36 protein-coding genes and 2 tRNA genes are annotated in these 25,559 nt (G+C 35.4%); 3 read left to right on the top strand and 35 right to left on the bottom strand.

The window, feature by feature from the left end; genetic code table 11:
- Positions 1 to 21 precede the first annotated feature (21 nt).
- The 31 genes from OOK89_RS04585 to carA all read right to left on the bottom strand — a co-directional run bounded on the left by OOK89_RS04585 (position 22) and on the right by carA (position 16,215).
- On the bottom strand, positions 22 to 372 hold the full coding sequence (locus OOK89_RS04585; protein WP_012673177.1) for a YraN family protein: 351 nt from the start codon (positions 370 to 372) through the stop codon (positions 22 to 24).
- A gap of 23 nt (positions 373 to 395) precedes the next feature.
- Positions 396 to 824 carry a 50S ribosomal protein L17 gene (gene rplQ, locus OOK89_RS04590; protein ID WP_007550873.1) on the bottom strand — a complete coding sequence of 143 codons (429 nt, stop codon included), beginning with the start codon at positions 822 to 824 and terminating at the stop codon, positions 396 to 398.
- Between the two features lie 7 nt (positions 825 to 831).
- Positions 832 to 1,899, bottom strand: coding sequence for a DNA-directed RNA polymerase subunit alpha (locus OOK89_RS04595; protein WP_012673178.1), 1,068 nt, complete (start codon positions 1,897 to 1,899; stop codon positions 832 to 834).
- A gap of 21 nt (positions 1,900 to 1,920) precedes the next feature.
- Positions 1,921 to 2,307 (bottom strand): 30S ribosomal protein S11, encoded by a 387-nt coding sequence (rpsK, locus tag OOK89_RS04600; protein ID WP_012673179.1) that lies wholly within the window; start codon positions 2,305 to 2,307, stop codon positions 1,921 to 1,923.
- Positions 2,308 to 2,331: 24 nt separating this feature from the next.
- Positions 2,332 to 2,700 carry a 30S ribosomal protein S13 gene (gene rpsM / locus OOK89_RS04605; protein ID WP_007550179.1) on the bottom strand — a complete coding sequence of 123 codons (369 nt, stop codon included), beginning with the start codon at positions 2,698 to 2,700 and terminating at the stop codon, positions 2,332 to 2,334.
- 59 nt (positions 2,701 to 2,759) lie between these two features.
- Positions 2,760 to 3,401 (bottom strand): adenylate kinase family protein, encoded by a 642-nt coding sequence (locus OOK89_RS04610; protein WP_264718837.1) that lies wholly within the window; start codon positions 3,399 to 3,401, stop codon positions 2,760 to 2,762.
- Complete coding sequence (secY, locus tag OOK89_RS04615) at positions 3,398 to 4,726, bottom strand: preprotein translocase subunit SecY (protein ID WP_264718838.1); 1,329 nt, start codon at positions 4,724 to 4,726, stop codon at positions 3,398 to 3,400. The genes OOK89_RS04610 and secY overlap by 4 nt, the downstream gene beginning before the upstream one ends.
- 3 nt (positions 4,727 to 4,729) lie before the next feature.
- The gene (gene rplO, locus OOK89_RS04620) at positions 4,730 to 5,200 is read right to left on the bottom strand and encodes a 50S ribosomal protein L15 (RefSeq protein WP_006279863.1); all 471 of its coding nucleotides are present in this window, start codon (positions 5,198 to 5,200) and stop codon (positions 4,730 to 4,732) included.
- 3 nt (positions 5,201 to 5,203) lie between these two features.
- Positions 5,204 to 5,716, bottom strand: a complete 513-nt coding sequence (rpsE, locus tag OOK89_RS04625; protein ID WP_010962748.1) for a 30S ribosomal protein S5 — start codon at positions 5,714 to 5,716, stop codon at positions 5,204 to 5,206.
- Between the two features lie 12 nt (positions 5,717 to 5,728).
- Complete coding sequence (gene rplR / locus OOK89_RS04630) at positions 5,729 to 6,100, bottom strand: 50S ribosomal protein L18 (RefSeq protein ID WP_006279867.1); 372 nt, start codon at positions 6,098 to 6,100, stop codon at positions 5,729 to 5,731.
- Positions 6,101 to 6,105: 5 nt separating this feature from the next.
- Positions 6,106 to 6,651, bottom strand: a complete 546-nt coding sequence (rplF, locus tag OOK89_RS04635; RefSeq protein WP_007551152.1) for a 50S ribosomal protein L6 — start codon at positions 6,649 to 6,651, stop codon at positions 6,106 to 6,108.
- Positions 6,652 to 6,667: 16 nt separating this feature from the next.
- Positions 6,668 to 7,063, bottom strand: coding sequence for a 30S ribosomal protein S8 (rpsH, locus tag OOK89_RS04640; protein WP_264718839.1), 396 nt, complete (start codon positions 7,061 to 7,063; stop codon positions 6,668 to 6,670).
- A gap of 21 nt (positions 7,064 to 7,084) precedes the next feature.
- Positions 7,085 to 7,393, bottom strand: a complete 309-nt coding sequence (gene rpsN / locus OOK89_RS04645; RefSeq protein WP_006279345.1) for a 30S ribosomal protein S14 — start codon at positions 7,391 to 7,393, stop codon at positions 7,085 to 7,087.
- 16 nt (positions 7,394 to 7,409) lie between these two features.
- Positions 7,410 to 7,943 (bottom strand): 50S ribosomal protein L5, encoded by a 534-nt coding sequence (gene rplE / locus OOK89_RS04650; RefSeq protein WP_010962750.1) that lies wholly within the window; start codon positions 7,941 to 7,943, stop codon positions 7,410 to 7,412.
- 6 nt (positions 7,944 to 7,949) lie between these two features.
- Complete coding sequence (gene rplX / locus OOK89_RS04655; protein WP_006279347.1) at positions 7,950 to 8,267, bottom strand: 50S ribosomal protein L24; 318 nt, start codon at positions 8,265 to 8,267, stop codon at positions 7,950 to 7,952.
- On the bottom strand, positions 8,267 to 8,626 hold the full coding sequence (gene rplN / locus OOK89_RS04660; RefSeq protein WP_006279348.1) for a 50S ribosomal protein L14: 360 nt from the start codon (positions 8,624 to 8,626) through the stop codon (positions 8,267 to 8,269). Before rplN ends, rplX begins: the two co-directional genes overlap by 1 nt.
- Before the next feature lie 13 nt (positions 8,627 to 8,639).
- Positions 8,640 to 8,876 carry a 30S ribosomal protein S17 gene (rpsQ, locus tag OOK89_RS04665; RefSeq protein WP_007549925.1) on the bottom strand — a complete coding sequence of 79 codons (237 nt, stop codon included), beginning with the start codon at positions 8,874 to 8,876 and terminating at the stop codon, positions 8,640 to 8,642.
- Positions 8,869 to 9,072, bottom strand: a complete 204-nt coding sequence (gene rpmC, locus OOK89_RS04670; RefSeq protein WP_006279350.1) for a 50S ribosomal protein L29 — start codon at positions 9,070 to 9,072, stop codon at positions 8,869 to 8,871. Before rpmC ends, rpsQ begins: the two co-directional genes overlap by 8 nt.
- Positions 9,073 to 9,083: 11 nt before the next feature.
- The gene (gene rplP, locus OOK89_RS04675) at positions 9,084 to 9,497 is read right to left on the bottom strand and encodes a 50S ribosomal protein L16 (protein WP_010962752.1); all 414 of its coding nucleotides are present in this window, start codon (positions 9,495 to 9,497) and stop codon (positions 9,084 to 9,086) included.
- A gap of 14 nt (positions 9,498 to 9,511) precedes the next feature.
- Positions 9,512 to 10,126, bottom strand: coding sequence for a 30S ribosomal protein S3 (gene rpsC, locus OOK89_RS04680; protein WP_010962753.1), 615 nt, complete (start codon positions 10,124 to 10,126; stop codon positions 9,512 to 9,514).
- Positions 10,127 to 10,165: 39 nt separating this feature from the next.
- Positions 10,166 to 10,513, bottom strand: a complete 348-nt coding sequence (rplV, locus tag OOK89_RS04685; RefSeq protein WP_007549821.1) for a 50S ribosomal protein L22 — start codon at positions 10,511 to 10,513, stop codon at positions 10,166 to 10,168.
- Between the two features lie 5 nt (positions 10,514 to 10,518).
- Positions 10,519 to 10,803, bottom strand: coding sequence for a 30S ribosomal protein S19 (gene rpsS, locus OOK89_RS04690; RefSeq protein ID WP_006279181.1), 285 nt, complete (start codon positions 10,801 to 10,803; stop codon positions 10,519 to 10,521).
- Positions 10,804 to 10,806: 3 nt separating this feature from the next.
- A complete protein-coding gene (rplB, locus tag OOK89_RS04695) occupies positions 10,807 to 11,631 on the bottom strand; it encodes a 50S ribosomal protein L2 (protein WP_015589143.1) in 825 nt (274 codons plus the stop codon).
- Between the two features lies 1 nt (position 11,632).
- The gene (locus tag OOK89_RS04700) at positions 11,633 to 11,920 is read right to left on the bottom strand and encodes a 50S ribosomal protein L23 (RefSeq protein WP_015589144.1); all 288 of its coding nucleotides are present in this window, start codon (positions 11,918 to 11,920) and stop codon (positions 11,633 to 11,635) included.
- Positions 11,917 to 12,531 (bottom strand): 50S ribosomal protein L4, encoded by a 615-nt coding sequence (gene rplD, locus OOK89_RS04705; protein ID WP_012673183.1) that lies wholly within the window; start codon positions 12,529 to 12,531, stop codon positions 11,917 to 11,919. The genes OOK89_RS04700 and rplD overlap by 4 nt, the downstream gene beginning before the upstream one ends.
- 2 nt (positions 12,532 to 12,533) lie before the next feature.
- Positions 12,534 to 13,256 carry a 50S ribosomal protein L3 gene (gene rplC / locus OOK89_RS04710; protein WP_006279218.1) on the bottom strand — a complete coding sequence of 241 codons (723 nt, stop codon included), beginning with the start codon at positions 13,254 to 13,256 and terminating at the stop codon, positions 12,534 to 12,536.
- Positions 13,257 to 13,265: 9 nt separating this feature from the next.
- Positions 13,266 to 13,586 carry a 30S ribosomal protein S10 gene (gene rpsJ / locus OOK89_RS04715; RefSeq protein ID WP_012673184.1) on the bottom strand — a complete coding sequence of 107 codons (321 nt, stop codon included), beginning with the start codon at positions 13,584 to 13,586 and terminating at the stop codon, positions 13,266 to 13,268.
- Between the two features lie 14 nt (positions 13,587 to 13,600).
- Positions 13,601 to 14,773, bottom strand: a complete 1,173-nt coding sequence (gene tuf, locus OOK89_RS04720; protein ID WP_010962759.1) for an elongation factor Tu — start codon at positions 14,771 to 14,773, stop codon at positions 13,601 to 13,603.
- Between the two features lie 78 nt (positions 14,774 to 14,851).
- A tRNA-Gly gene (locus OOK89_RS04725) sits at positions 14,852 to 14,922 on the bottom strand.
- Between the two features lie 4 nt (positions 14,923 to 14,926).
- Positions 14,927 to 15,009, bottom strand: a tRNA-Tyr gene (locus tag OOK89_RS04730).
- A 114-nt stretch (positions 15,010 to 15,123) separates the two neighbouring features.
- The gene (carA, locus tag OOK89_RS04735; RefSeq protein ID WP_264718840.1) at positions 15,124 to 16,215 is read right to left on the bottom strand and encodes a glutamine-hydrolyzing carbamoyl-phosphate synthase small subunit; all 1,092 of its coding nucleotides are present in this window, start codon (positions 16,213 to 16,215) and stop codon (positions 15,124 to 15,126) included.
- 213 nt (positions 16,216 to 16,428) lie between these two features.
- Here carA and OOK89_RS04740 point away from each other — a divergent pair, with 213 nt between their 5' ends.
- Positions 16,429 to 17,106: an SDR family NAD(P)-dependent oxidoreductase gene (locus tag OOK89_RS04740; RefSeq protein WP_264718841.1), complete on the top strand. Its 678-nt coding sequence runs from the start codon at positions 16,429 to 16,431 to the stop codon at positions 17,104 to 17,106.
- Here OOK89_RS04740 and OOK89_RS04745 read toward each other — a convergent pair.
- A protein-coding gene (locus OOK89_RS04745; RefSeq protein WP_264718686.1) for an IS5 family transposase occupies positions 17,086 to 17,918 on the bottom strand; the annotation gives its coding sequence in 2 pieces (ribosomal slippage) (positions 17,086 to 17,552 and positions 17,552 to 17,918; 834 coding nt in all). The two genes, OOK89_RS04740 and OOK89_RS04745, sit on opposite strands and share 21 nt — an antisense overlap.
- Before the next feature lie 320 nt (positions 17,919 to 18,238).
- On the opposite strand from OOK89_RS04745, the gene OOK89_RS04750 reads away from it, so the two are divergent.
- A complete protein-coding gene (locus OOK89_RS04750; RefSeq protein ID WP_264718842.1) occupies positions 18,239 to 18,715 on the top strand; it encodes a hypothetical protein in 477 nt (158 codons plus the stop codon).
- A 420-nt stretch (positions 18,716 to 19,135) separates the two neighbouring features.
- Here OOK89_RS04750 and OOK89_RS04755 read toward each other — a convergent pair whose 3' ends face one another.
- Positions 19,136 to 20,503 (bottom strand): hypothetical protein, encoded by a 1,368-nt coding sequence (locus OOK89_RS04755; protein ID WP_264718843.1) that lies wholly within the window; start codon positions 20,501 to 20,503, stop codon positions 19,136 to 19,138.
- Positions 20,504 to 20,584: 81 nt separating this feature from the next.
- The gene (gene glpX / locus OOK89_RS04760) at positions 20,585 to 21,511 is read right to left on the bottom strand and encodes a class II fructose-bisphosphatase (protein WP_151807620.1); all 927 of its coding nucleotides are present in this window, start codon (positions 21,509 to 21,511) and stop codon (positions 20,585 to 20,587) included.
- A 189-nt stretch (positions 21,512 to 21,700) separates the two neighbouring features.
- Between glpX and OOK89_RS04765 the strand changes: the two genes are divergently transcribed.
- The gene (locus tag OOK89_RS04765; protein WP_237357308.1) at positions 21,701 to 22,612 is read left to right on the top strand and encodes an ankyrin repeat domain-containing protein; all 912 of its coding nucleotides are present in this window, start codon (positions 21,701 to 21,703) and stop codon (positions 22,610 to 22,612) included.
- 85 nt (positions 22,613 to 22,697) lie between these two features.
- Here OOK89_RS04765 and ppdK read toward each other — a convergent pair whose 3' ends face one another.
- Complete coding sequence (gene ppdK, locus OOK89_RS04770; protein WP_264719324.1) at positions 22,698 to 25,424, bottom strand: pyruvate, phosphate dikinase; 2,727 nt, start codon at positions 25,422 to 25,424, stop codon at positions 22,698 to 22,700.
- Between the last annotated feature and the right edge of the window lie 135 nt (positions 25,425 to 25,559).

Below are 25,559 nucleotides of genomic sequence, written 5' to 3' on the forward strand. Positions count from 1 at the left end.
ATTAATTCAGCTACAAATCTTTCATTCTTCAATCCAAGCATTTTTTATATAAACAGGTCTTCTCTTTAAGGAAAGAAAATATAAATCATATCTGACTGAATAATCTAAAAAACTAAGGTTTTTACTTAAGAAATACTTAGAAGAATTTATAATAGACTGACATTGAAGATGAGATATCGGTATTTCTTTTCCAAGTAAACTTGTTTTAACTTCTATAAAAATCAGCTCCTTTTTTTTAGATACAATTAAGTCAATTTCACCGAACTTACAACGGTAACGGCGTTTTATAACATTATACCATTTCAGTTTTAAATATACTAAAACTAATAACTCGCCAAAGTAACCTACAAAGTAGCGTAACCTACTTACCACAAGAAGAACAATTATGATAACAATTAACTTTGTGTAACTACTTTGCCTCCTTCTTTATTTTTACTATAAACCTTACCTCTTGCTGCAATATCCCTATCAACCAGTTCTATCACTGCCATTGAAGCGCAATCACCCTTTCGAGTGCTAAATTTTATTATTCTAGAATACCCACCTTTACGATCTTGATAACGGCTGGCTAAGACGTTTAATAACTTATCAACTGCTAACTTACTATTATGAAGGCGTGAAAGCAAAAGTCTTCTACCATGTAAAGTATTCTTATTCTTAGCAATTGTAATAAACTTTTCGACATATGGACGAAGTTCCTTAGCTTTTGGTAAAGTAGTTACAATCTGCTCATGGTTAATTAATGAGATAGATAGATTCTTTAACGTCGATAATCTATGTTCAGTACAACGAGATAGTTTACGTTTTTTTATTCCATGTTTCATATATCACCTAATCTTCATCAGTATGTTGTTTAGCCAACTCATCTATATCCTTAGGTGGCCAGTTTAGCACATTCATACCCAAAGACAAGCCAAAATTAGTCAAAACTGCCTTAATCTCATTCAAAGACTTTCTGCCAAAATTAGCAGTTCTTAACATTTCACCTTCTGTCTTTTGCACAAGATCACCTATATAAGTGATGTTTTCGTTTTTCAGACAGTTATGAGACCTGACAGATAATTCCATTTCATCTACCTTACGCAATAAGACAGGGTCATAACCCAAATCTTTAGCACCACTAGACGAAGAAACCTGCGATTTTTTATAACTTACATCAGAACTAATAAAGGGCTGAAGTTGCTCCTGTAATATTCTTGCAGCAGAGTCAACAGCTTGACTCGGAGAAATTGTACCATCAGTTTCAATTGACAATATCAGCTTATCCTTATCAGTCACTTGGCCAACACGACTGTTCTCTACCCTGTACGAAACCCTGTTGACAGGGCTATACAAAGCATTAACTGGAATAAAACCAATTAAATCCTGTTCACTCATAAGCTTCAAAAGTTCATTTTCTTTATATTTAGTTACAGGAAGATAACCTTTTCCGCTAGCCACATATATGGTCATGTTAAGCTCCACATTTTGCCCCAGCGTACATATTAACAAATCTTTATTAACAATAGAGCATTGATCATCAGTTTCTATCATCCCAGCTAATACCTGGCAAGGCCCTTTAGCGTTTAAATTTAAGCATTTATTAGAAGCACCATTTAATTTACACCTCAACATACCCATATTTAATACTATATCAGTTACGTCTTCTCTCACCCCTTGAATTGAAGTGAACTCATGAGTTACACCTTCAATTTTTATTCCATAAACAGCACTACCTTTAAGAGAAGATAACATTACACGTCTTAATGCATTACCTAATGTTAAAGCAAAACCACTTTCCAACGGTTCTAGCACTATATCACTTTTTTCACTTGAATCATCTGATATTACCTTAACTGAACTAGGTTTAATCAATTTATCTAAATTGCTACAGAGAGAAACATCATTATTATAATACATAAAACAACCTTTTCAAATATCCTATACTCTTCTTTTTTTTCTTAACCTGCACCCATTATGAGGAATTGCGGTTTTATCTGCAATTGAAGTCACAGTCAACCCACAGCTCTGAAGTGCTTTAACCGCAGCTTCGGTACCAAAGCCAGGACCACGAATTATTACAGAGACAACCTTCATACCAAATCTCTCTATTGCATTCTTCGCAGCAGCCTCCGCAGCCTTACCTGCAGCATAAGGTGTGGATTTTCTCGAACCTGAAAAACCACATGCACCCACAGAAGTTTGACATAGCGTATTACCATGAACATCAGTTACATTTACAAAAGTATTATTAAAAGTTGCACGAATATGGACAACACCAGTAATAAACTCCTTCTTACTCTTACCAACCGTTTTGACTTTTTTCATTAAAACTCACAATAATAATAAATTTTATTTTTTCCCAGCAATAGGCAACCGAGATCTACCTTTACGAGTCTTAGCATTAGTATGAGTCCTTTGCCCTCTCACAGGTAAACCTTTTCTATGTCTCACCCCTCTATAGCATCCCATTTCCACTAAAGATTTTATGTTCATAGCCACTTCTTTTCTGAGCTCACCTTCTATAACATAATTTTGTCTAATGAAACTGCTGATCTTTTCTATATCTTCATCTCGTAATTCTGAAACACGTTTGCGCTTATCAACTTCGCAAGCGTGACAAATTACATTCGCAGTAGCAATACCTATACCATATATATAAGTTAATGCAAAAGGAACACATTTCCTCACTGGAATATTTATGCCTGCAATACGTGCCACTGGTACCTCGATACTTTATTAATAACAACTCTTAATTTATACCATAAAACAACTCAGAGTCAAACCAAATTACAAGAAATTTTACTTTCAATCTCTTGCGTTACCTCATAAACACTCAAATTAGCGTCAATTGTTAATAATTTGCCTTTATAATACTCGCGTAAACCTTTCATTTGAAGGTGATATTCACTTATTCTCTTATTAATTGCAGACATATCAGCATCATCAATTCTTTTCTCTAACCTTGTACTTTTACATTTAGCACAAGTAGTACTCTTAAAAGAAGATACACTATATATGCTTTTACAGTCCAAACACGCGAGACGATTTTTTAACCTATCGATTGCAATATTATCGTCAAGCTGCAGCTCAACTACAATGTCAACATCCCTATTATATTTTTCTTGCAAAACTTGAGTCAAAAAATGAGCCTGGTTTAAATTTCTCGGAAAACCATCTAATAAGCAATTATCATCCACTAATGCAAGCTGGTCACGTAATAATCCACATATAATTTCATCTTGAATTAAATTACCAGATTCCACGGTACCCTTTATTTTTTTACCTAACTCACTACTGCTAGATATAATATTCCTTAATAAATCCCCTACTGAAATTAATTTTAAATTATATTTTGCTATTAACAAGCTTGACTGAGTACCTTTACCAGAACCTGGAGGACCAAAAATCGTAATGATCATCTTACTTTCCTCGTTTTAGACTCATATTTCTTTATCCAGTTGTCGTACCTATTTGAAAAAATATAAGATTGTATTTGCATAATAGTATCAGTAATAACGTTCACTATAATCAGTAAGCTCGTCCCACCAAAAATAAATGGTATATCATAATAATATCTCATAACTTCAGGTACAGTACATATGACTACCAAATACGCAGAGCCAATGAATGTCAACTTAAAAACTATATCTTGAAGGTAACCAGAAGTATGTTTCCCAGGCCTTCTACCAGGTATAAAACCACCATTTTTTTTAAGAAAATCTGCGTTTTCCTCTGGATTAAATATAAAATTGGTATAGAAAAAATTAAAAAATACTATCAGCACCAAATAGGCTACAATATATACTACTTTATTTGCCATAAAGTAATTCAAAATAAAATCAGAAAAAGCGTGCCCCTTATAGAAATTTGCAATTGAAATAGGTGTCAATAAAATTGCATTAGCAAAAATGGTTGGTACTACACCAGATAAATTAATCTTCAATGGAATATAAGTAAAATCGTCATTATGTAATCTTTTAAATTGCTTTTTAGGATGTTGAACAATAACCTTTCTATAAGAAGACTCTACAAAAATGACTAAGAGTAGCAGCAAAAAAAACAATACCAAAACAAAAAGGATAATAAATAACGATACGCTACCGTTTTTATTTAACGTTAACAAAGATGACAAAGCGCTGTGTAACTCTGATATTATACCCGTGAAAATGATTAATGAGATACCATTGCCTATACCGCTAGCGCTGATTCGTTCACCAAGCCATATTAAAAGCATAGTTCCACCTAAAAGGCTGAAAACACCTATTGTACGAAACATAACACCAGGTTCGATTACAACCAATACCCCTTCCCTATTCATCCCTTCCAATCCAACCAAAATTGGAATTGATTGAAATACACAAATTACTATGGTCAGATAGCGTATATAAGAATTCATCTTTCTACGGCCTGACTCTCCATCATTCTTAACTTCCTTCATTCCTTTAATCGCAGAAGAAAGTAACTGAATAATGATAGAAGCCATTATATATGGCATAACGTTCAATGCTAGAATTGTCATTCTAGCCAATGCACCACCAGAAAATAAATTAAATACTCCAAAAACGCCTGAGCCATCTTTGGGAAATATATCATTAATTACATCAAGATTAATTCCAGGAATAGGCACATAAGTACCCAAGCGATAGCAAATTAAAGCTATTAGCGTAAAAAATATACGCTTTAATAAATCGCCTTTATATAACAACGTAGGATCCAAGCTATTAAATGCTGATTTATTGCCCATGACTTACGATAGTATTTCCACACTACCACCAACTGAAGCTACAGATTTTTTTGCAGCTTCTGACGCAAAATCAACATGAAACACAAATTTTTCGCTCAACTTACCTTTATTAAGAAGTTTAATTTTATCCTTAATAGACTTTATAAAACCTAATTTATACAGCCTCTCCTTATCTATAACAGAGTCTTTCACTATTTTTTTAGCTTCCATTAAGCGCTGTATATCGCCAACATTAATTATAGAGTATATGCTCCTACGTATAGGCTTAAAACCTCTTTTAGGCAAACGAGTATATATAGACTGTTGTCCACCCTCAAAACCATTTATAGAAACTCCACTTCTAGCCTTCTGCCCTTTATGCCCTCTACCGGATGTTTTACCTTTACCACAACCGATACCTCTACCCAGCAACTTAGGCTTCTTTTTCTTAGATAATTTAGTAAATATAGAGTTTAATTTTACAGCATTATTCATACTTTACCTGTTTCCAACTATCTCGCTAATCTTTTTGCCTCTTTTGCTTGCTACCTGACGAGGAGATAACATACTATCAAAAGCCTTAAACACCGCACATATAACGTTATGAGGATTATTTGATCTAGTGGATTTAGCTACCACATCCTTTATACCTAACACCTCAAAAACTGATCTAATCGCTCCACCAGCAATAATACCTGTTCCGGCTCTTGCGGTTCTTAAAACTATCTCACCAGAACAAAATTTAGCTTTAATATCATGATGCAAAGTTCTACCTTCACGCAAGTACACTCTAATCATTGATTTCTTTGCAGCATTTACAGCTTTGACTCTTGCTTCAGCAACTTCTGCGTGCTTACCTATTCCACACCCTACCCTACCCTTCTCATCGCCAACAACAACCAAAATTGAAAATGAAAATCTTCTACCACCTTTGGTAACCGTTGTCACTCTTCGTACCGAAACTAAAAGCTCTGATAAATCATTATTATTTTGTAAATTCTTTATAGCCATATTCAAAACCTTCTAAAATTCAAATCCAGAACTTCTTAAAGCCTCAGCAAATTGAGAAACTAATCCTGTGTATTTATACGCTCCACGATCAAACGTAAGCTGCTGCTCTAATTTCATGCCAGACAGACGCTCAACCATTAAAGAAGAAACCTGTTTTATAGTTTCAGCGTTGACTTTCCCTTTACATACATCCTTAATTTTAGCATCCAAAGTAGAAGCTGAAGTGAGAGTTATTCCTTTTACATCATTAATTAACTGGACATAAAAATGCCTATTAGATTTAAATATGGATATACGTAAACGTTCAGCGCTCTTGTCAAGCTTCGCTCTATTACGTAACTTCCTTTTTTCAGAATTACTTAAAAAATTATACGATCTTTTCATTTTTATTACTTCTTTTTACTTACAACCTTACGCAGCATAAATTTGCCTTTTATTACAACACCCTTACCTTTATAAGGATCATATTTTCTAATTTTGCATATATCAGACGCCACCATATAGACCTTCTGCTTATCCATACCACTAACTACTAAGTGAGTTGGCTTTATGCACTTAATCTCAACATCTTTAGGCACTTTATATTTAACATTATGGCTATAACCAAGATATAAAGTCAAATACTTACCATCACACTCTGCCTTATATCCCACACCGTTAATCTCAAGATTAACAGAAAAACCATCAACCATGCCGTTAATGATATTATTAATATTACTCCTATAAGTGCCCCACATAGGCTTTATTTTATCATAATTATCTTTATCTTGATCAACAGAAAGCAATAGCTGATTATCAATAATCTGACACACAACATCCCTGATCAAGCTAACTTCCTTTTCAGCCTTAGCGCTCTTTATTAACATACTACCATTATTATATTCAACTGAAACACCAGCAGGAATATTGATAGGAGCAGCACCTATACGAGACATGAATTTCTCCTATTATTTAAAACACACGACACAAAACTTCTCCACCAACCTTTAACTTATGTGCATTATAATCAGTCATCACTCCTTTGGGTGTCGATATAATAAAAATACCAAGACCATTATATGCTTTAGAAATGTCCTGATACTTAGAATAACGACGACAACCAGGCTTTGACACCCTAACTATGTCACTAATTACAGGTGACTTCTCATAATACTTCAATTTTACAATGAAAGAAGGTAAATTATCTACAACTTGCTTTTCATAATCAAGGATATACCCTTCCTCTTTTAAAATCTCCAATATAGAAGAATTCATCTTAGAAAATAGTACCCTTGTTGCCCTATGCATTGCCAATTGAGCATTACGTATCCTTGTTAAAAAATCACCAATACTATCAGATAACGCCACAATATACTCCTTATATTATATTTACCAACTAGACTTTGTAACTCCTGGAATTTGCCCAAAAGAACATAAATCACGCAAAACAATTCTACATAAACCAAATTTTCTATATACTCCTCTTGGTCTCCCAGTTAAAGCACACCTATTTCTAATTTTGGTTTTAGAAGAATTTCTAGGCAATTTTTTAATTAATTTATTTTGAGCTGTAAACCTTTCTACAATAGACAAATTCTTATTATTTATTATAGATTTCAATTTTTCTCTTTTTTCTTTATATTGATCGCACAACTTTATTCTGCGAAGATTTCTTTCTATCATAGATTTTTTTGCCATATATTTCTCCTCTCAATTAATCAAAAAAAGGAAATTTAAGAGCCAGTAATAATTCCTTTGCTTCCTTATCACTAACTGCACTTGTTATAATATTAATATCCATACCTCTAATTTTACTTATTTTATCATAGTCTATTTCTAAAAACGAGATATGTTCCTTTATACCAAAGGAAAAATTACCATTACCGTCAAATTGCTTCACACTAAATCCTCTAAAATCTTTTTCCCTTGGCAAAGCAATATATATCAATCTTTCTAAAAACTCATACATTTTATCTCTACGCAAAGTTACTTTGCAACCTACTGTAGCACCTTTTCTGATCTTGAAGCCAGAAATAGATTTTTTTGCAAAAGTTGATAAAGGCTTCTGCCCAGCAATCAAATATAGGCTATCAAGTGGTTCATTTATTGCTTTACTATCTGTAGCAGCATCTCCAACGCCCATATTGATACACACCTTGACAAGTTTAGGCACTTGCATTATATTGCCGTAATTAAACTTATCCTTCAAGGACTTTACTATGCTATCTTTATACAATTCTTTAAACATATCAACCTAATCTATCACTTCTCCAGAAACTTTTGCAAAACGCACTTTTCTACCGTCTATAACCTTAAACCCCACTCTAGTTGGAGTTTTATATTTAGGGTCCAATGTTGCAACGTTGGATATATCAATAGCTAACTCTTTATTTAATATACCACCACTACTACCAGCTTTTGGTTTAGTATGTCTCTTATGCACATTCACTCCAGAAACAATTACTTTCTTTTTAGCATCACGTGCTATAACTTTGATTACCTTACCAATTTTTCCCTTATCTTTACCAGTTAAAACTATAACGTCGTCACCACTTTTTATTTTAGCACTCATTATAAAACCTCAACAGCTAATGACATTATCTTCATAAAAGAACCAGATGATAACTTTTTTACCGGACCAAACACCCGAGTGCCAAGTGGTTCACCTTGATCGTTAATCAAAACTACAGCATTGCTAGAAAAACGAATTACAGAACCATCAGATTTTCTAATAGGGCTTTTCACCCTCACCACAACTGCTCTATATACTTTTCCCTTCTCAACTTTCCCTCTTGGAGTAATAGATTTAGTAGATACAATAACTGTGTCACCTATAGATGCAGACTTTCTACCACCCAATAAACCAATACAAAGCACTGCACGCGCGCCAGAATTATCAGCTACTTCCAACAATGTATTTTTTTGAATCATATAAATATCCTATTCAATGTGAGCTATTAACAATAACCCATTTTTTAGTAGTAGAAATAGGCTTGTGTTCTTGTATTAAAACCTTGTCCCCTTCTTTACAACTATTATTCTCATCATGTGCTGTATACTTCTTGTATTTTTTTATAACCTTTTTATACAGCTCATCCTTATACACTTGTAATACCGAAACCTTTACAGTCTTATCACACTTAGCCTTAGTTACAGTACCACAAAAAACCTTTTTAGGCATTCTTTTCCTCTCTTCTTCTTTTATTTAATGTAGTTAAAATACGAGCTATGCTCTTTCTTATTAAGCTAAAACGCGAAATATTGTTGCACTGGCCCAGCTTCTTTTGAAAAACCAAATTAACAAACTCTTTTCTCAAATTCACAAGAATTTCATGCAATTCTTGCGAGGACCTCGATTCAATGTCAGCTATATCCATTGCAACTCCATTTAATTATGATTAGATACAAATTTACACTTCATAGGAAGCTTAGCAGTTGCCTTTTCAAGCGCCAATCTTGCTAAATGCATGGGAACATCACTGCTAATTTCAAACAACATTCTACCGGGCTTAGCTTTAAATACCCAAAACTCAACACTACCTTTCCCTTTACCCATACGCACATCCGCCGGCTTTTTACTAACAGGGGTATCAGGAAAAATTCTTATCCACACTTTACCAGAGCGTTTTAATGTTCTAGATATTACACGCCTTGCAGTTTCAATATGCTTAGATTGAATCCTACCTGCTTCCATAGCCTTTAGACCATAATCTCCAAAAGATAATGTGCTACCACCTTTCGTGTTACCCTTAATTCGTCCTTTAAATACTTTTTTATATTTACTTTTTTTAGGAATAAACATTTCAATATACCTAATTAGTTACCAATATAAACCCAGACCTTAACTCCTATGATGCCATATATAGTTTTTGCTTCAGCAAAAGCATAATCTATATTAGCACGTAAAGTATGCAAAGGCAAACGGCCTTCTTTATACCACTCAGTACGAGCTATCTCAGCTCCGCCAAGGCGCCCAGAACAACTTACTTTAATACCTCTAGCACCCATCCTCAAACAACTTTGAATAGCTTTTTTCATCGCTCTTCTAAATGAAACCCTTTTTTCTAACTGCTGTGCAATGCTGTTTGATATTAAAACTGCATCTATTTCAGACCTTTTAACCCCTACTACATTCACTTCCACATTATTTTTTACTTTTTCAGCTATCTTTTGCTTTATCTTCTCAATATCCGAGCCTTTCTTACCTATTATCACTCCAGGTCTAGAAGAATGTATTATTACAGATACCAAATCGATCGTACGCTCTATAATTACTTTAGAAACACCAGCATGCTTAAAAGATTCATTTATATAACTGCGAATAGATAAATCTTGATGCAACCCTTGTTTATAACCCTTCTCAGCATACCAAATAGATGACCAAGTATTAATTATTTTTAACCTAAATCCTTTAGGATTAACGTTTCCCATATTTTTGCACTTTCCTTATTAATTTTCTATTTTTATGAATCATATAATTTCCCCCAATTTTACAGTTATATTACTATAACGTTTACTAACTCTATTAGCTCTACCCATAGCTTTTGGACATACCCTACGCAAAGTAAGAGACTTACCTATTAAAATTTCTTTTATATATAAATTATCGATATCCAATCCATAATTTTGAGCATTAGCAATCGCAGAATTTAATACCTTCCTTATAAGACCTGCAGCTTTCTTTTCACAAAATCTTAATTGCACAGTGGCAAAAGAAACTTTTTTATTACGTACTAAACCAGCAACCAAATTCAATTTACGAGGAGTTGATTTTAAAACCCTAGAACCAGCTTTAACTATTACATCTCTGTTTTTCATATCAATTACCTTCTTGTCGCCTTTTTATCACCACTATGCCCAGTAAATTTACGAGTGGGTGAAAACTCACCAAACTTATGACCTATCATATTCTGATCATTAACATTCACAGGAATGTAATCCTTACCATTATAAACAGCAAACTTTAAACCTAAACAATTAGGAAGAATTACAGAAGCCCTGGAATGAACTTTTATAGCCATGTTAACAAACCCCTTGTTTAAAGCATTATTCACCGACTTTAATATAGAAGGATGACAAAAAGGAGGCTTCCATGCAGATCTACTCATAAACTAACCTTTCAATTGTTTTATATACTTATCACTAGATTTATTTCTCCTTCGAGTTTTCTTTCCTTTTGTTGCAACACCCCAAGGAGTAACAGGATGACGACCACCAGAGGTTTTTCCTTCCCCGCCTCCATGAGGATGGTCAACCGGATTCATTGCAACTCCACGTACAGTAGGTCTAATCCCAAGCCACCTACTTCTCCCAGCTTTACCCAACTTTCTATTCTTATGGTCAGGGTTAGATACTACACCAATAGTAGCCTTGCAAGAAGATAAAATCAACCTAATTTGACCAGACCTGAGTCGTAATAAAACATATTGGCCATCACGACCAACGATTTGTGCATAACAACCAGCAGCTCTAGCAATCGCAGCACCATTACCTGGCTTCAGCTCAACATTATGAACGAAAGAACCAACAGGTATATGCTTGAGTAGTAAACAATTCCCTGGCAAAATATCAGCATCATTCCCAGCTGTAACAACATCACCTGGCTTCATACCTTGAGGAGCTAATATATAAGACTTAATATCATCTTCCTTATATGATATTAACGCCAAAAACCCACTTCTATTTGGGTCATACTCTATTTTTTCAACTATACCTTGACCACTTCTATTACGCTTAAAATCTATCACTCTATACTTCTTTTTGTGACCACCACCCCTATGACGAGTTGTAATTCTACCATGATTATTTCTTCCACCACTGGACTTTTTACCGGATGTAAGAGACTTTTCTGGCTCATCTTTTGATAAACCAACTTTACTTACTAACACAGTCCCACGAGAAGACGGAGTAACAGGATTAAAAAATTTCATACCCATACTAAACGCTCATTATATCTAATTTTTGACCATCCATCAAAGAAAAATAAACTTTCTTTTTCTGTTTTTCACAACCAATCACACCCCTAAAACGCCTATATTTAGGCTTAATTCTAACAACATTTATAGAAGAAATTTTAACATCAAATAGAGACTCTATTGCCAACTTTATTTGACGCTTATTTACATTTACAAAAACATACAAAGAATATTTATTAAACTTCTCCCTCAAAAAAGAGGCCTTTTCTGTAATTATAGGAGATTTTATTATATTATTATATTTGATCATAACAATCTACCTTCAAGATGCTTTAAAGTATCCTTTGTCAACATCACGCATTCGTGATTCAATATATCAAAAACATTTAACCCAATAGGTTTGATTAAGTCTACATAGTGCAAGTTTTTAGCCGCACGCAACAAATCATCTCCATAATCACCAACTATCAAAAAGGAAGAAAATTTAAAATTTTTAATACATTTACACATTTCAGACGTTTTCTTCACATCAATATTTAAATTATCCAGAATAATTACTTGATTATTTAAATACTTTAGAGATAAAGCAATTTTTAAACCAAATTTGCGTACCTTCTTATTAAGAGAATAAGTATGACTCCTCACAACAGGGCCGAAAATAATCCCACCACCTCTAAATTGAGGAGATCGCAAGCTCCCTTGTCTTGCCCTACCGGTACGTTTTTGACCATAAGGTTTAGCTGTTGTACCAGAGACATCACTAATACCTTTTGTTTTATGAGTACCAGCTCTTCTCTTCGCTAATTGCCATCTCACTATATCATGCAAAATACTCAATTTTTGCTTAGCAGAAAATATCAAAGGATTGAGCTGAGCAGTACCTACATTATCATTAGATAGATTAACTAAATTACATTCCATAACTAACTTACCAAATTACTAGCATCATCATTTACATCTAACAGTAAACCTACCGGAAAAGGAACATCTTTATGTAAAGATTTTTTAACTGCATCTCTTACAAAAACATAGGAATTTTTAAACCCAGGAACATTATTACCCTTCACAGCAATTATACTATTTTCATGATCAATGGATAATATCTTCATATTTTGTGCAGTTATCCTGCTGTTACCTAAATGACCAGCCATTTTCTTTCCTTTGAATACTCTACCAGGATCCTGACATTGGCCAGTGGAACCTTGTGATCTGTGAGCAATAGAAACACCATGAGATGCCCTAAGCCCACTGAAATTATGCCGCTTCATCACACCAGCAAATCCTTTACCTATAGAATAACCCGTAATATCAAGATATTGACCAACCACAAAATGATTGATTCCCACTTTTTTACCACATTCTATTCCCGACAGGTCATTTAATCTACTTTCGTATAACTTACATTTATTATTTATACCCTTTTTCTTTAAATATTCCAACTGAGGTTTTGCTATATTTTTAAAATCTCCTGTGCCTAAAATGACTGAATTATAGCCACATTTATCTTGTCCTTTTATATCAATAATATAAGTTTCGCTGAGGTGCAATAAAGTTACAGCCATGCGACTATTGTCAGAATACATAGCAGTATGACCAATATTCATCATTAGTAAACCAATTCTCCTCAGCGAATTTATTCTCTTCATTTCCTTCTCCTAAACCTTAACTTCCTTGACTTTTAAATCCACTTCTACGCCAGCAGAAAAAGATAAACCTGTAAGCATCTGCATCATAGTAGGAGTAAGATCATGTAAAACAATCAAACGCCTAGAAGTTCTCATTTCAAACTGTTCACGAGATTTTTTATCAACGTGAGGAGATCTATTAACAATAAATTTAGAATCTTTCCTTGGCAACGCAATCGGACCAGATAATTTTGCACTGGACCGCTTTAATTCATCAACAAATTTTCGAACACACTCCTCCAATAAAGAACAATCGAAAGCCTTAATGTTAATATATATATCTTGCTTCATCTTAGTTACTACACTCACTCCAAAATTTCAGAAACAACACCAGAACCAACAGTTCTACCGCCTTCTCTTATCGCAAAACGCAATCCCTTATCCATTGCTATCGGTACTTGCAATTCTACTTCTACACTCACATTATCTCCTGGCATTACCATCTCCTTCCCATCTAGCAATTTTATGCTCCCAGTTACATCCGTTGTCCTTAAATAGAACTGTGGCTGGTAATTCGCAAAAAATGGTGTATGTCTTCCTCCTTCCTCTTTCTTTAATATATAAACCTCCGCCTTAAACTTTCTATGCGGTGTTATCGTCCCCGGTTTCGCTAATACTTGCCCTCTCTCCACTTCTTCTCTTTTTGTTCCTCTTAACAATATTCCTACATTGAGTCCTGCACTTCCCTTATCCAGCAACTTCTTAAACATCTCAACACCTGTGCATATCGTCTTTTGCGTCGCTTTCAGACCTATTATCTCTATCTCTTCTCCCGTCTTTATCTCTCCCTTCTCTATTCTTCCTGTTACAACTGTTCCTCGCCCCGATATCGAAAATACATCTTCGATTGGCAATAAAAATGGTAAATCCACAGGCCTTGGTGGAACCGCTACATATTCATCTAACTTTTCCATCAATTTGTCTATTGATTTCTTTCCATATTCGCTGCTGTCATCCTCCAGCGCCTTGAGCGCTGAACCAACCACCACAGGCACTTCATCCCCTGGAAATCCGTATTTACTCAGTAATTCCCTCACTTCCATTTCTACTAAATCTATCATATCAGCATCAGCAACATCAGCTTTATTTATATACACCACGATATATCCAACACCTACCTGCTTCGCCAGCAATATATGCTCTCTCGTTTGTGGCATTGGCCCATCAACCCCCGACACTACCAATATCGCCGCATCCATCTGTGCTGCACCTACTATCATGTTCTTTACATAGTCAGCGTGTCCAGGACAATCAACGTGTGCATAATGCCTTTTTTCCGTCTGATACTCAACATGCGCTGTTGCTATCGTTATCCCCCTCTTCCTTTCTTCTGGCGCTTTATCTATCTGATCGTACGCTACAAAATTTCCATAATGCTTCGTTATCGCCGCTGTTAACGTCGTCTTCCCATGATCCACATGTCCTATTGTTCCCACATTTACATGCGGCTTTCCAAATGCTTCCACTATTGCTGTCATAATTTAAACTTTTCTACCTAAAATACAAATACATCAATAAATAATATGTTGATTTTATAAAAATACAACAAAAAAAAGAGCGGATAGTGGGAATCGAACCCACGTCACTAGCTTGGAAGGCTAGAGCTCTACCATTGAGCTATACCCGCACAATGGAGGAGGTAGGATTCGAACCTACGTACGCTCACGCGGACAGATTTACAGTCTGTTACCTTTAACCACTCGGTCACTCCTCCGCAAAAATTTGTTAAGAGAATACTATTTTAGCATCTTAACTTAAGCTCTTATTGTATTTAATACTAAACGCCTAAAATTAAAAAATCAAGCAATAAAACCTACCCTGATTAAAATCACGCAGATTTCATTTTATACAACACAATATTGTCAATAAAACGTTTAAACAAATAATGCGAATCATGCGTACCTGGCGCTTCTTCTGGATGGTATTGCACAGAAAAGACTGGGTAATCCTTCATCATTATTCCCTCTACACTATTATCAAATAGAGAAATGTGAGTAATTTCAACATTACTTAGAAGAGAAGCTGAATCAACAACGAAACCATGATTTTGGCTAGTGATCTCAACTTTTCCACTAATTACATCATAAACTGGATGGTTACTCCCTCGGTGACCTATATCCATCTTGATGGTCTTTGCCCCCAAAGTAATCGCAAGTAATTGATGGCCCATGCATATGCCAAAAATTGGTATTTTAGATTTTATAATAATGTCTATTTCTGAAACTACACTTTCTCCTATTTCTTGCGGATCACCAGGACCATTTGAAAGCACTATCCCATCTGGATTCATACTCAACACTTTTTGAGCAAAACCTGTGCTTGGTCTGATTAATTCAACTGTACAACCAAGTTCTATTAAGCGTGAAACTATACTGATTTTTACGCCAAAATCAACGATTACAACCCTATATTTTGCATTAAGGTCACTTTTAAAATTACTATGCAAGCTGACTTTATTGGTTATTTCTATCCCATTTACAGGTTTGTATTCCTTCAATTTGTCTAATGCATGCGCCTTACTCGATGAGCATATCATTCCATTTTGAGATCCATGTTCTCTCAAATGTCTCGTTAAAGCTCTAGTATCAACTCCTGATATCCCAATCACGTTATTTTTCTCTAACCAATCATTTAAACTGATATATGAAGAAGGGTGGGACATAGAAGAAAGTTCACGCATAACCACACCACTTGCAAAAATTTTCTTTCCTTCATTATCTTTATGGTTTATTCCAATGTTACCAATATGAGGAAAAGTGAACGTTATAATTTGATCGGCAAAAGAAGGATCAGTTATAGTATGCTGATAACCGGTCATACCAGTGGTAAAACAAACCTCGCCTATGCACTTGCCTTTTTTACCTACTGATTTTCCCCAAAAGCATTTACCATCTTGTAAAATTAAAACTGCGTCCTGCACTTATTTCTCTCTTAGCTCATTTTAAAGTATTATATAAGAATTTTAAATCACAAGTAAGTAAATACTAAAGTTTTCTTTAATTTACATAATTAAAAAAATTCAAAATTATAAATAGCTTTCCTTTTTTATTATTTAGCCAATATTATAGCAAGTTTAACTTGTATGAATAGGCAATAGCTGTTATAGTTCATGTCTCATGTCAGGTAAATCCACATGGATAGAAAAATTTGTCTCATTACAGGAGCATCATCTGGAATTGGAGAAAGTTTAGCACGGTTACTCATTAAAGATGGATGGTTTGTGGTTGGCATTGCAAGGCGCACTGAAAAACTGGAAAAATTAAAAAAAGAATTAGGTAGTAATTTTTTACCTGTAATGTGTGATGTAGGTAATTGCGAAAATATTAGAAATTCGTCTGATTTTTTAAAAAAGCAAAACATTATACCAAAACTCTTTTTCCTTAATGCAGGATGTGGTGAGATAGAAGGTGAGTTTCATACCGACATCCATAGAAAAACATTTGAAACCAATTATTTTGGGATTATTAACTGGATTGAAGAATGGCTTAGTTACAGCCATTCAACAACTTTTGTGGCAATATCTTCTCTTGTTGCTGTACATGCAACACCACATGCTTCTGGGTATTGTGCAAGCAAAGCAGCACTAAGAAGTTGTTTTGAATCACTAAAAATCCAATATGCTAATAGTGCCACAAAATTTATTACCGTAATGCCAGGACCAGTAAAAACAGATATGCTTAAATCTAATAAACTACTTCCCTTTACATGGGAACCACAAAAAGCTGCAGCATATATTTTAAAAAGTGTATTTAAAGGAAAGAAAGTTAGAGGTTGTCCACAAACCAGTAAATCAAGCATATTCCCTACTTAACATAACTTTACTCATAGCCAGATATATGAAACTTTCAGTAGATGTTGTAAGTAAATCGTACTCCTTTGATAGCCTTCTATTTCTATTGATCCAAGCAAAAGTCCTCTCTACCACCCACCTTCTCGGCTGTACTGAAAATCCAGGATCCCGTTGTGGCAATAGTTCTAGTGGTGTATCTTTATGCACCCAAAACCTACATGGAGGCCTTTTGACAATTTCAATATCTATCCCATATTCTCTCTTTACGTAATCCTTTAAATCTTTTCCTTGGTATCCCATATCAGCCCACATTTTCTTAATATTGCTGTATTTTTCCTTCATATTGTCCAATGCCATCTTCACCCCATCTCTGTCATTTTCGCTTGCAGCTCCTACATAGCAACCAAGCACAAATCCTTGAGTATCTGTGATTATATGTCTTTTTCTCCCCTTTACCTTTTTCGCACCATCATAACCTTTGACCCCCCTTTTTCCGTGGTTTTTACCGATTGACTGTCCACTATGCATGCGCTCGGCTCCTCATTTCTTCCCATTTTTGACCTACTATATTTAGTGATATCATAGTTCATTTTCTCAAAAATTCCCTGCTTTTTCCATCTTCTAAACTGTTCATGCACAGCCTTCCACGGCGGAAAATCGTGTGGTAAATAGCGCCATTGACATCCTGTGCGCAGTATATAAAGAATTGCATTTACTATCTCACACTTACTGTATTTTGGTGGCCTTCCTCCTTTCTTGTACGATACTCTGAAGTGTTTTTCTATTCTTGCCCACTCCCTTTTACTTAAATCTGTTGGATATTTTTTCCTCATCTCTTACCTCAATATTCTTTCTTTATATACTACGTATTCCTTGGTTTGTGGACAACCTCTTATAGCGTTTCCAATTTTTTGGCAGTTATTTTTTCATATTTTACGAATTCTTCCCACTAAAATAGTTGCAAGAATCTTACGATAATCACTAAAAAACATCTCGTAAAGCTAAACCCCTCTCTCTAAGATTCCAAATTTAACCACGAGGCGGCGAAGAACAATATGAAAAAAATTTTTAATGTGCCCTTTCATAAAATATGTTGACTATCTCCGTATTTTATATTAGATATAACTTAGTATTAGAAAATAGAGGGGTTATTATGTTTACAAGTGGGATCCAACCTAAAAACAAGTTACTAATTGCAGGAGCTGGCTTACTATTCTTTGCGATGGTGTTGCCATCATTTTTTCTCTTGGCAAAAATAGCCATAGGATTAGCTATGATCGCAATTGCAACAATCGCGATAAAAATTTCCTCAAAAACAATATCAAATGCTCTTGAAAAAGAAAAAGCAGAGGTAGCACAACAAACAACACAAAGTAAAATTATAAACCTGGCTATTGGATTAACATCTATATTCGTAGGAGGATTATCACTATTCATTATAGCACAAACTGGCTTAATTGCAGCATGTGCAGCTATAACTGCTTTAGCTCTACACGAATATGTTAAAAATCAAGAAATAGGAAAAGAGATAAATGATAAATTCGATAAGGTAGCTGACGATACAATCAATTTTATTGTTAGCAGTGTTGAAAAACTTATTCCAACAAAGCCGCCAGGCATAACAGCCTAAACTGTCTCCGTTCAGGGCATAAGTGTTACAAGTAGCATTATATAAGGCGATTAATGGCATCCTCCTGATAATAGAATAATTGTATCTGTTCAGGGGCATCGCAAATATTGAAGCAAAAGTGGTCAGTGCTTACTATACGAATATTGTGATTTGAATCCACTAGGGAGGATGTCATCCCAGTGCCCAGACACTGGGATCCAGGAATTTTGATTAGAGATTAAATTGGTGAGTATAAAAGTAGCTAATCCTACGTTAAAATACAACGTTTTTAATGGGACTGCGTAAAAGGGCCGGATTCCAGTGTCAAGCACTGGAATGACACCTTTGTGTTTGAGGCAAAACCTGCTATAACATTTCTTCGCAAACAAACGTTCGTACAGTTATGTATCAGCTACTTTCATGGCACCATTTGTTGTAAACTCACATTTCTCTATGATTATCTTTATTTGCCGCTTTCCCGAACGGATGCTCTACAGTTATTTCCTCATTAATAGAGCGAGGTGCACCGGAACCAGGTACAACGATATTCTCGTGCGATTGCATATCCTTCTTTTCCTCACATGGTGTTTGCTTAATGAAATGTGCTGCTAAAACTTCATGTAAAGCTTTACCTTTTATAAGCACAGCCTCGTTTTGCTTAGCTAACTCTAAAATTTTCTTTGGTTCAACATCTTTACCGTCAATAGTTGATTTTTTAATACTAACTTGACCTAAATTTATATTTAGAACAACAGTACAGTTAAGGTCTTTTCCAGATTCATCTTTTGCACCCCAACTAATTTCGATGTCACATATTGCAAATTTTGTAAAGGAGTAGTTCCTCTGTTGTTTCTCATTCTTCTCAATTGTTACTATTCTTTCACCATTGCTGTATATTTTTGCTCTTTTTACCTCGCTTTTCTCTTCTTCCATTCTTTTAGTTTTTTCAGTGAAAAGACGACTGGTTTCTAAACTTTGTTCAGGTTTAGTAATGTTGATATTAAGATGGTCATAATGATTAAGAAGACGGTTTGCATATGGACATGGCACATAACACCCATCAAAGAAAGCAATTGCACTACCAGTTTTTAGAAATTCTTGTCCATCGCTCATTCCTTCACCAATTCGAATAAGATATCTACCCAACCTCTTTTTAAAATTTTCTTTTAACTCCTCCTGATCTTTAGAAGTAAGCTTCTTATCCAATATACCCATTATTTCTTTTCGCTTACTCAATACTACATAATTGAAAAGGAAAATATCATCCTCTCGATAATAATTTGCTATCTTGTCAAATGGATCTGCCGGCCAACCGTTATTATAATTTACGGAATCAGAAGAATCTTCACACTTATTATCCTTAAAATCAAAATTCAATCTTTCAAAATCTGATAATACTTTTTCTGCCCTATCTTCAAAAGACCGAAGTCCATCTTGAAGTTCTTTTCCATAACTCATTCCTTTGTCAATTTGAAGAACATATTGACCATATTTCTTTCTAAACTCCTCCTGTTCTTCGAGGAGAGGAAGATTCCTATCTAATATATCGATTATTTCTTTCCGCTTATTCAATATCACGTAATTAAAGAGGGAACTCTTCCCCTTCTTTTCATAATCGTCTGCTATTTTGTCAAAACACTTATTATCCTTAAACTCCAATTCCTCAAAATCTGAGAGCACACTTTGTACCTGAGTCTCATCGAATTGAAGATTTGCTTTAGGAGATAGAAGAGTCAACTTTTCTTCACTTTCCTTGGTACTCGAATTTTTGTACAAACCATTAAATAGATTTATAATACTAGAAAACATTTCACACCTCTATTGTTATAAGTAAACTTGATTATATCTTAATGCTAAATGTTGTAAAGCTAAAATTAGAAACTAAAAAAGCTAACATAAGTTCTGCATTGTTTGCAGCTTTATCAGCCTATTAGGCAGAATTATTAAAGAATTAGTTGAATAGGTATTATGATTCAATTTAACTCCATCCACAAGTTCTCCGCTTGTTACTCCAGTTGCAATAAACACTGATTCACCTCTTGCCATATCTTTTACGGTGTAGATTTTTTCTGGATCGTGAATGTTCAAATCTTTTGCTCTTTCTTTTAACTGATCTGTGTCAAATATTAATCTTCCTTCCATCTGCCCACCTATTGAGCTTAGTGCTGCAGCCGCAAGCACTCCCTCTGGTGCTCCTCCTATGCCGATATACATATCATGATTGCCATTTACTAGTGAAACTACGGCCGCAACATCACCATCATCTATTAGTTTAATTTTTGCTCCTAATTTCCTGATTTTCTCTATTAATTCACTATGCCTTTCACGTTTAAGTACAGTTACCACGAGATCATTCACTTTGCACTTTTTTGCCTTGGCTAAATTGTCTAGATTCTTTTCAATGCTATTTTTTAGTGAGACTACACCCTCTGGAAGATTTTTTCCTACTGCTATCTTTTCCATATAAACATCAGGTGCATGTAAAAAATTACCTTTTTTCGTTGCAGCAAGAACGGACATTGCCCCTGATTTGTAATGAGCACAAATCGTAGTGCCTTCAAGTGGGTCAACAGCAATGTCAATCTCAGGACCATTTCCAGTGCCAACCTTCTCGCCAATATATAGCATCGGCGCTTCATCTCTCTCACCTTCACCAATTACGATAGTACCATTTATTTCCATTGAACTTAATACTGTACGCATTGCATCAACTGCAACCTGATCGGCCTTTTTTTCGTCACCGAAGCCTGCTAGTTTATATGCAGCAAGCGCCGCAGCTTCGGTCACTTTAACTAATTTATAGGCTAAATCTTCCATCATTTGCTTTAAGAACTATATTCAATATATATCATGCTGCTTGAAACTGCAATATGCCTTGACTCATTGCGAGAGAGTTGCTATAATAAATTAGATAGTAACAGTGGTAAAATTTGACATGACTTATGAAGAGATAAAGGAATTGTAACTAACAATCCTAATATAACTGCTGAGAAGTTTTACAGGACATTGATACAGGGAGGAAAAACAGATGCAAAAATTTTTGATTTACTTGCAGATGCCACCAGTTCAGAAAGGCACGGTGTTTCAGACGATTATACTGTATTTCTAAAAACTATTGAATTGTTCGCACAGTTAGATATTCAAGTTAAGAAAAGCAGCGGTGGTAGAACTATGTTGGACATAGCTGTAACAAATAACCAAGCTGACGTTGTTAAGGTACTTTTGGATAGTGGCAAATTTAATGAAGAAGAAAAATTGCATGCCTTGAATTCTGCTATTGTTCAAGGTAATGTCCAAGAAGTTGAGCTAATTTTAGGTTACGTGAGTCCTGCAAACAGGAAAGAGGCTTTAGAAGTGGCCATACAGGTAGGTAAAACTGAAATTGTTAATGCGTTCTTGAATAGTGGTAAGCTTAATGAAGAAAACAGAGCAAAACCTTGCAGCAGTAATGGGAACATTGGTAGTAGACCTATAGCAACAGTTCCTCTAACCAGTACCAATGGTGATAATCATAATAACAAAAACAAAACGCCTGTAATACCAGAGGAAACAAATACTAAGCAAACTGCCACACCAAATAATGATAATAAAGCTAACGGCTTCGTAGATGCTCAATTTTCTATGCCAAATGAACAAGAAACTAAATATAAAGAGAGCAAAAAGGATTTTTACACCTCATTGACAAAAGATGTTGTTGGAGTTGTTATTACAGGATTATTCATTACTGCTGCTGTAATGGTTCCATTTGTAGCTGGTGCAGTAGTTTGCAGTGTCATAGCTGCTTTGGTTGCAATATACACCGGGTTGCATGTAAAAAATTCTACATTACCAAGTTATAGGGAGATGAGAGAGAATGAAGTTGAACGTGTAACAGGATGTCATCCCAGTGCCCAGACACTGGGATCCAGAAGGCCATAATAAAAACTAGATTCCAGCGTCACGCGCTGGAATGACACCCTCTGGTGGGCTCAAACCATATGAGTAGCCAACACTGCCACTATACTTACCTAGCAAATTTAGATCTAACACTAAACTGTGCTGCCACTAACTTTGCAATCGGTACTCTATAGGGTGAGCATGAAACATAATCCACCCCTGATTCGATGAGAAACTCTATAGATTTTGGATCTGCTCCATGCTCTCCACATATACCCAGTTTTATTTCTTTTCGGGTTTTTTTGCCTCTTTCAATGGCCATCTTGATTAACTCCCCTACCCCTTCGATGTCCAGCACTTCAAATGGGTCGTTTTCGAATATGTTGCTTTCCTTATAAGAATCGAGGAAATTAACTGAATCATCTCTTGAAAGTCCCATGGTTGTTTGCGTTAAATCATTAGTGCCAAAACTAAAGAACTCTGCATGTTTTGCTAACTTATCAGCAATCAGTGCTGCTCTTGGTAGTTCTATCATCGTTCCAATTGAATAAGCCTTGTCTGATGTCATTCCAGCGCGTGACGCTGGAATCTGCGTCTGTGAGATGACAGAGGATTCTTTCTTTGCTAGCTCGCATATCAGAATAAATTCTTTCTCGCTCATGATAAAAGGAATCATGATTTCAGGCTCCACTTCTATCTTCTTTTCTTTCTTTAATTCACTTGCAGCACTAAGTATTGCCCTAATCTGCATGCTATATATTTCAGGATGAGAAATAGCAAGTCTACAACCTCGATGGCCAAGCATTGGGTTCTTTTCTGATAACTGTGCTATTTTATTTTTTACTGACTCAACTGACTTACTAAGTGATTTGGCAATTTTTTCTATAGTAGACTGATCATTGGGTAAAAATTCATGCAAAGGTGGATCAAGCAACCGTATAGTGACTTCCCTGCCCTCCATAATAGAAAATATTTCTTTGAAATCAGACTTTTGCATTTCTTCTAGTTTAATGAGCGCATTTGCCCTTTCATTTTCATCGTCAGCTATTATCAATTTTTGAATGAATTCGATTCTATCACTAGCGAAAAACATATGTTCTGTGCGACATAAGCCTATACCTTCTGCACCGAATTCTTTTGCAATTTTTGCGTCTTTTGGAGTATCAGCGTTCGCTCTCACTTTGACCGTTTTGATTTCATCTATCCAGTTGATTACCGTTTTGAATTCTTGCGATAATTCAGGTGAAATTGTAGGGAGAATGCCAAGCATAACCTCCCCTGTTCCTCCGTTGATGGTAATTGGTTCACCTTTATTTACTTTTGTATCCCCTACAGAAAAGAAAGTTCCATCTTTATCGATATAAAGTCCACTCACACTGCAAATGCATGGCTTACCCATTCCACGGGTTACAACAGCAGCATGCGAGGTCATCCCTCCCCGTGCTGTTACTATGCCACTTGCAGCATTCATTCCATTAATATCTTCAGGACTCGTTTCTGACCTTACTAAAATCACTTTTTTGCCCTGCTCTGCAGCTTTTTCAGCATCACTTGCACTAAACACTACATATCCAGAAGCAACCCCTGGAGAAGCCGGCAGCCCCTTCCCTATTACTTTTTGGTCACTCTTAACGTCAAGAACTGGATGCAATAAATTGTCAAAGGTTTTTGGATCAATTCTCAATATTCCTTCTTCTTTTGTAATCGTTCCTTCGTTTACCATATCAACTATTATGCGAATAGCAGCTTCAGCCGTGCGCTTGCCAGACCTAGTCTGCAAAATCCATAATTTACCGTCCTGTACAGTAAATTCGATATCCTGCATGTCTTTATAATGCCTTTCAAGTTTTTCACATACCACGCATAATTCTCGGTAGACACTTGGCAGCAACTTCTCCATGGTGTTTTTTTGCTCTCCGTCAATTGGCATAGGAGTATAAACACCAGAAACCACATCCTCACCCTGAGCATTAACCAAAAACTCACCAAAAAGCTTTTTTTCTCCAGTTGAAGGATTTCGTGTAAATATCACACCAGTTGCAGAATTATCATTTAAATTACCAAAAACCATTGCTTGCACGTTGACCGCTGTTCCAAGGTTTTCAGGAATATTATGTATTCTTCTATAGGAAACAGCCCTATCATTTTTCCAAGAGGCAAATACTGCATTAACTGAGTTTAACAATTGCTCTTCAACGTTCTGCGGGAAATGTTTCTCAGTTTTTTCATATACTATCTTTTTAAAATCGTTAACAATTCTCTTTAAAACATCAACATCAAGATCAGCTAAGCTTTTTGCTCCACTCTTTTGCTGCTCATTATCAATAACATCTTGAAATAGGTGATGATCAAGCTGTAGTACAACATTGGAGTACATCATGATGAAACGGCAGTAGCTATCGTAAGCAAAACGTTCGCCACTTTTTTTTGCAAGCCCAACAACGGTTTCATCATTTAGACCAACATTTAAAATAGTATCAAGCATGCCCGGCATTGAACTAACACTACCAGAGCGTATGGAAACTAATAAGGGATTATTTAAATCCCCAAATTTACAACCGATGTCATTTTCGAGCATCGTCATGTAGTTTTTAATTCCACTACATATGTCATTCCAGTGCGTGACCACATTTTTTTCTGGATCCGAGTAATCAGATACTTGGATGACAGAAGATCTATTGTCTTGATAATAGACTTTGCAAGCAGAGGTGGAAATTGTGAAACCAGGTGGAACAGGAATGCCAACATTGCACATTTCTGCTAAATTTGCCCCCTTTCCTCCCAGCAGATTTTTCATTTCTGCATTGCCTTCGCATTTACCCTGGCTAAAGTAATGTATTAACTTTTCCCCCATCATTTTCTCCGGATTTTCACTGATAAACACATTGTACATATAGTTCCAATAAACCTGTGAGGACTTGAAACCTTAGGATAATAAATTTTACAAAATTTTGCAACAACGTTCCCTCTGGCAACATCAGTAAAGTTA

Source organism: Wolbachia endosymbiont (group A) of Lasioglossum morio, from assembly GCF_947250585.1.
Lineage (GTDB): Bacteria > Pseudomonadota > Alphaproteobacteria > Rickettsiales > Anaplasmataceae > Wolbachia > Wolbachia pipientis.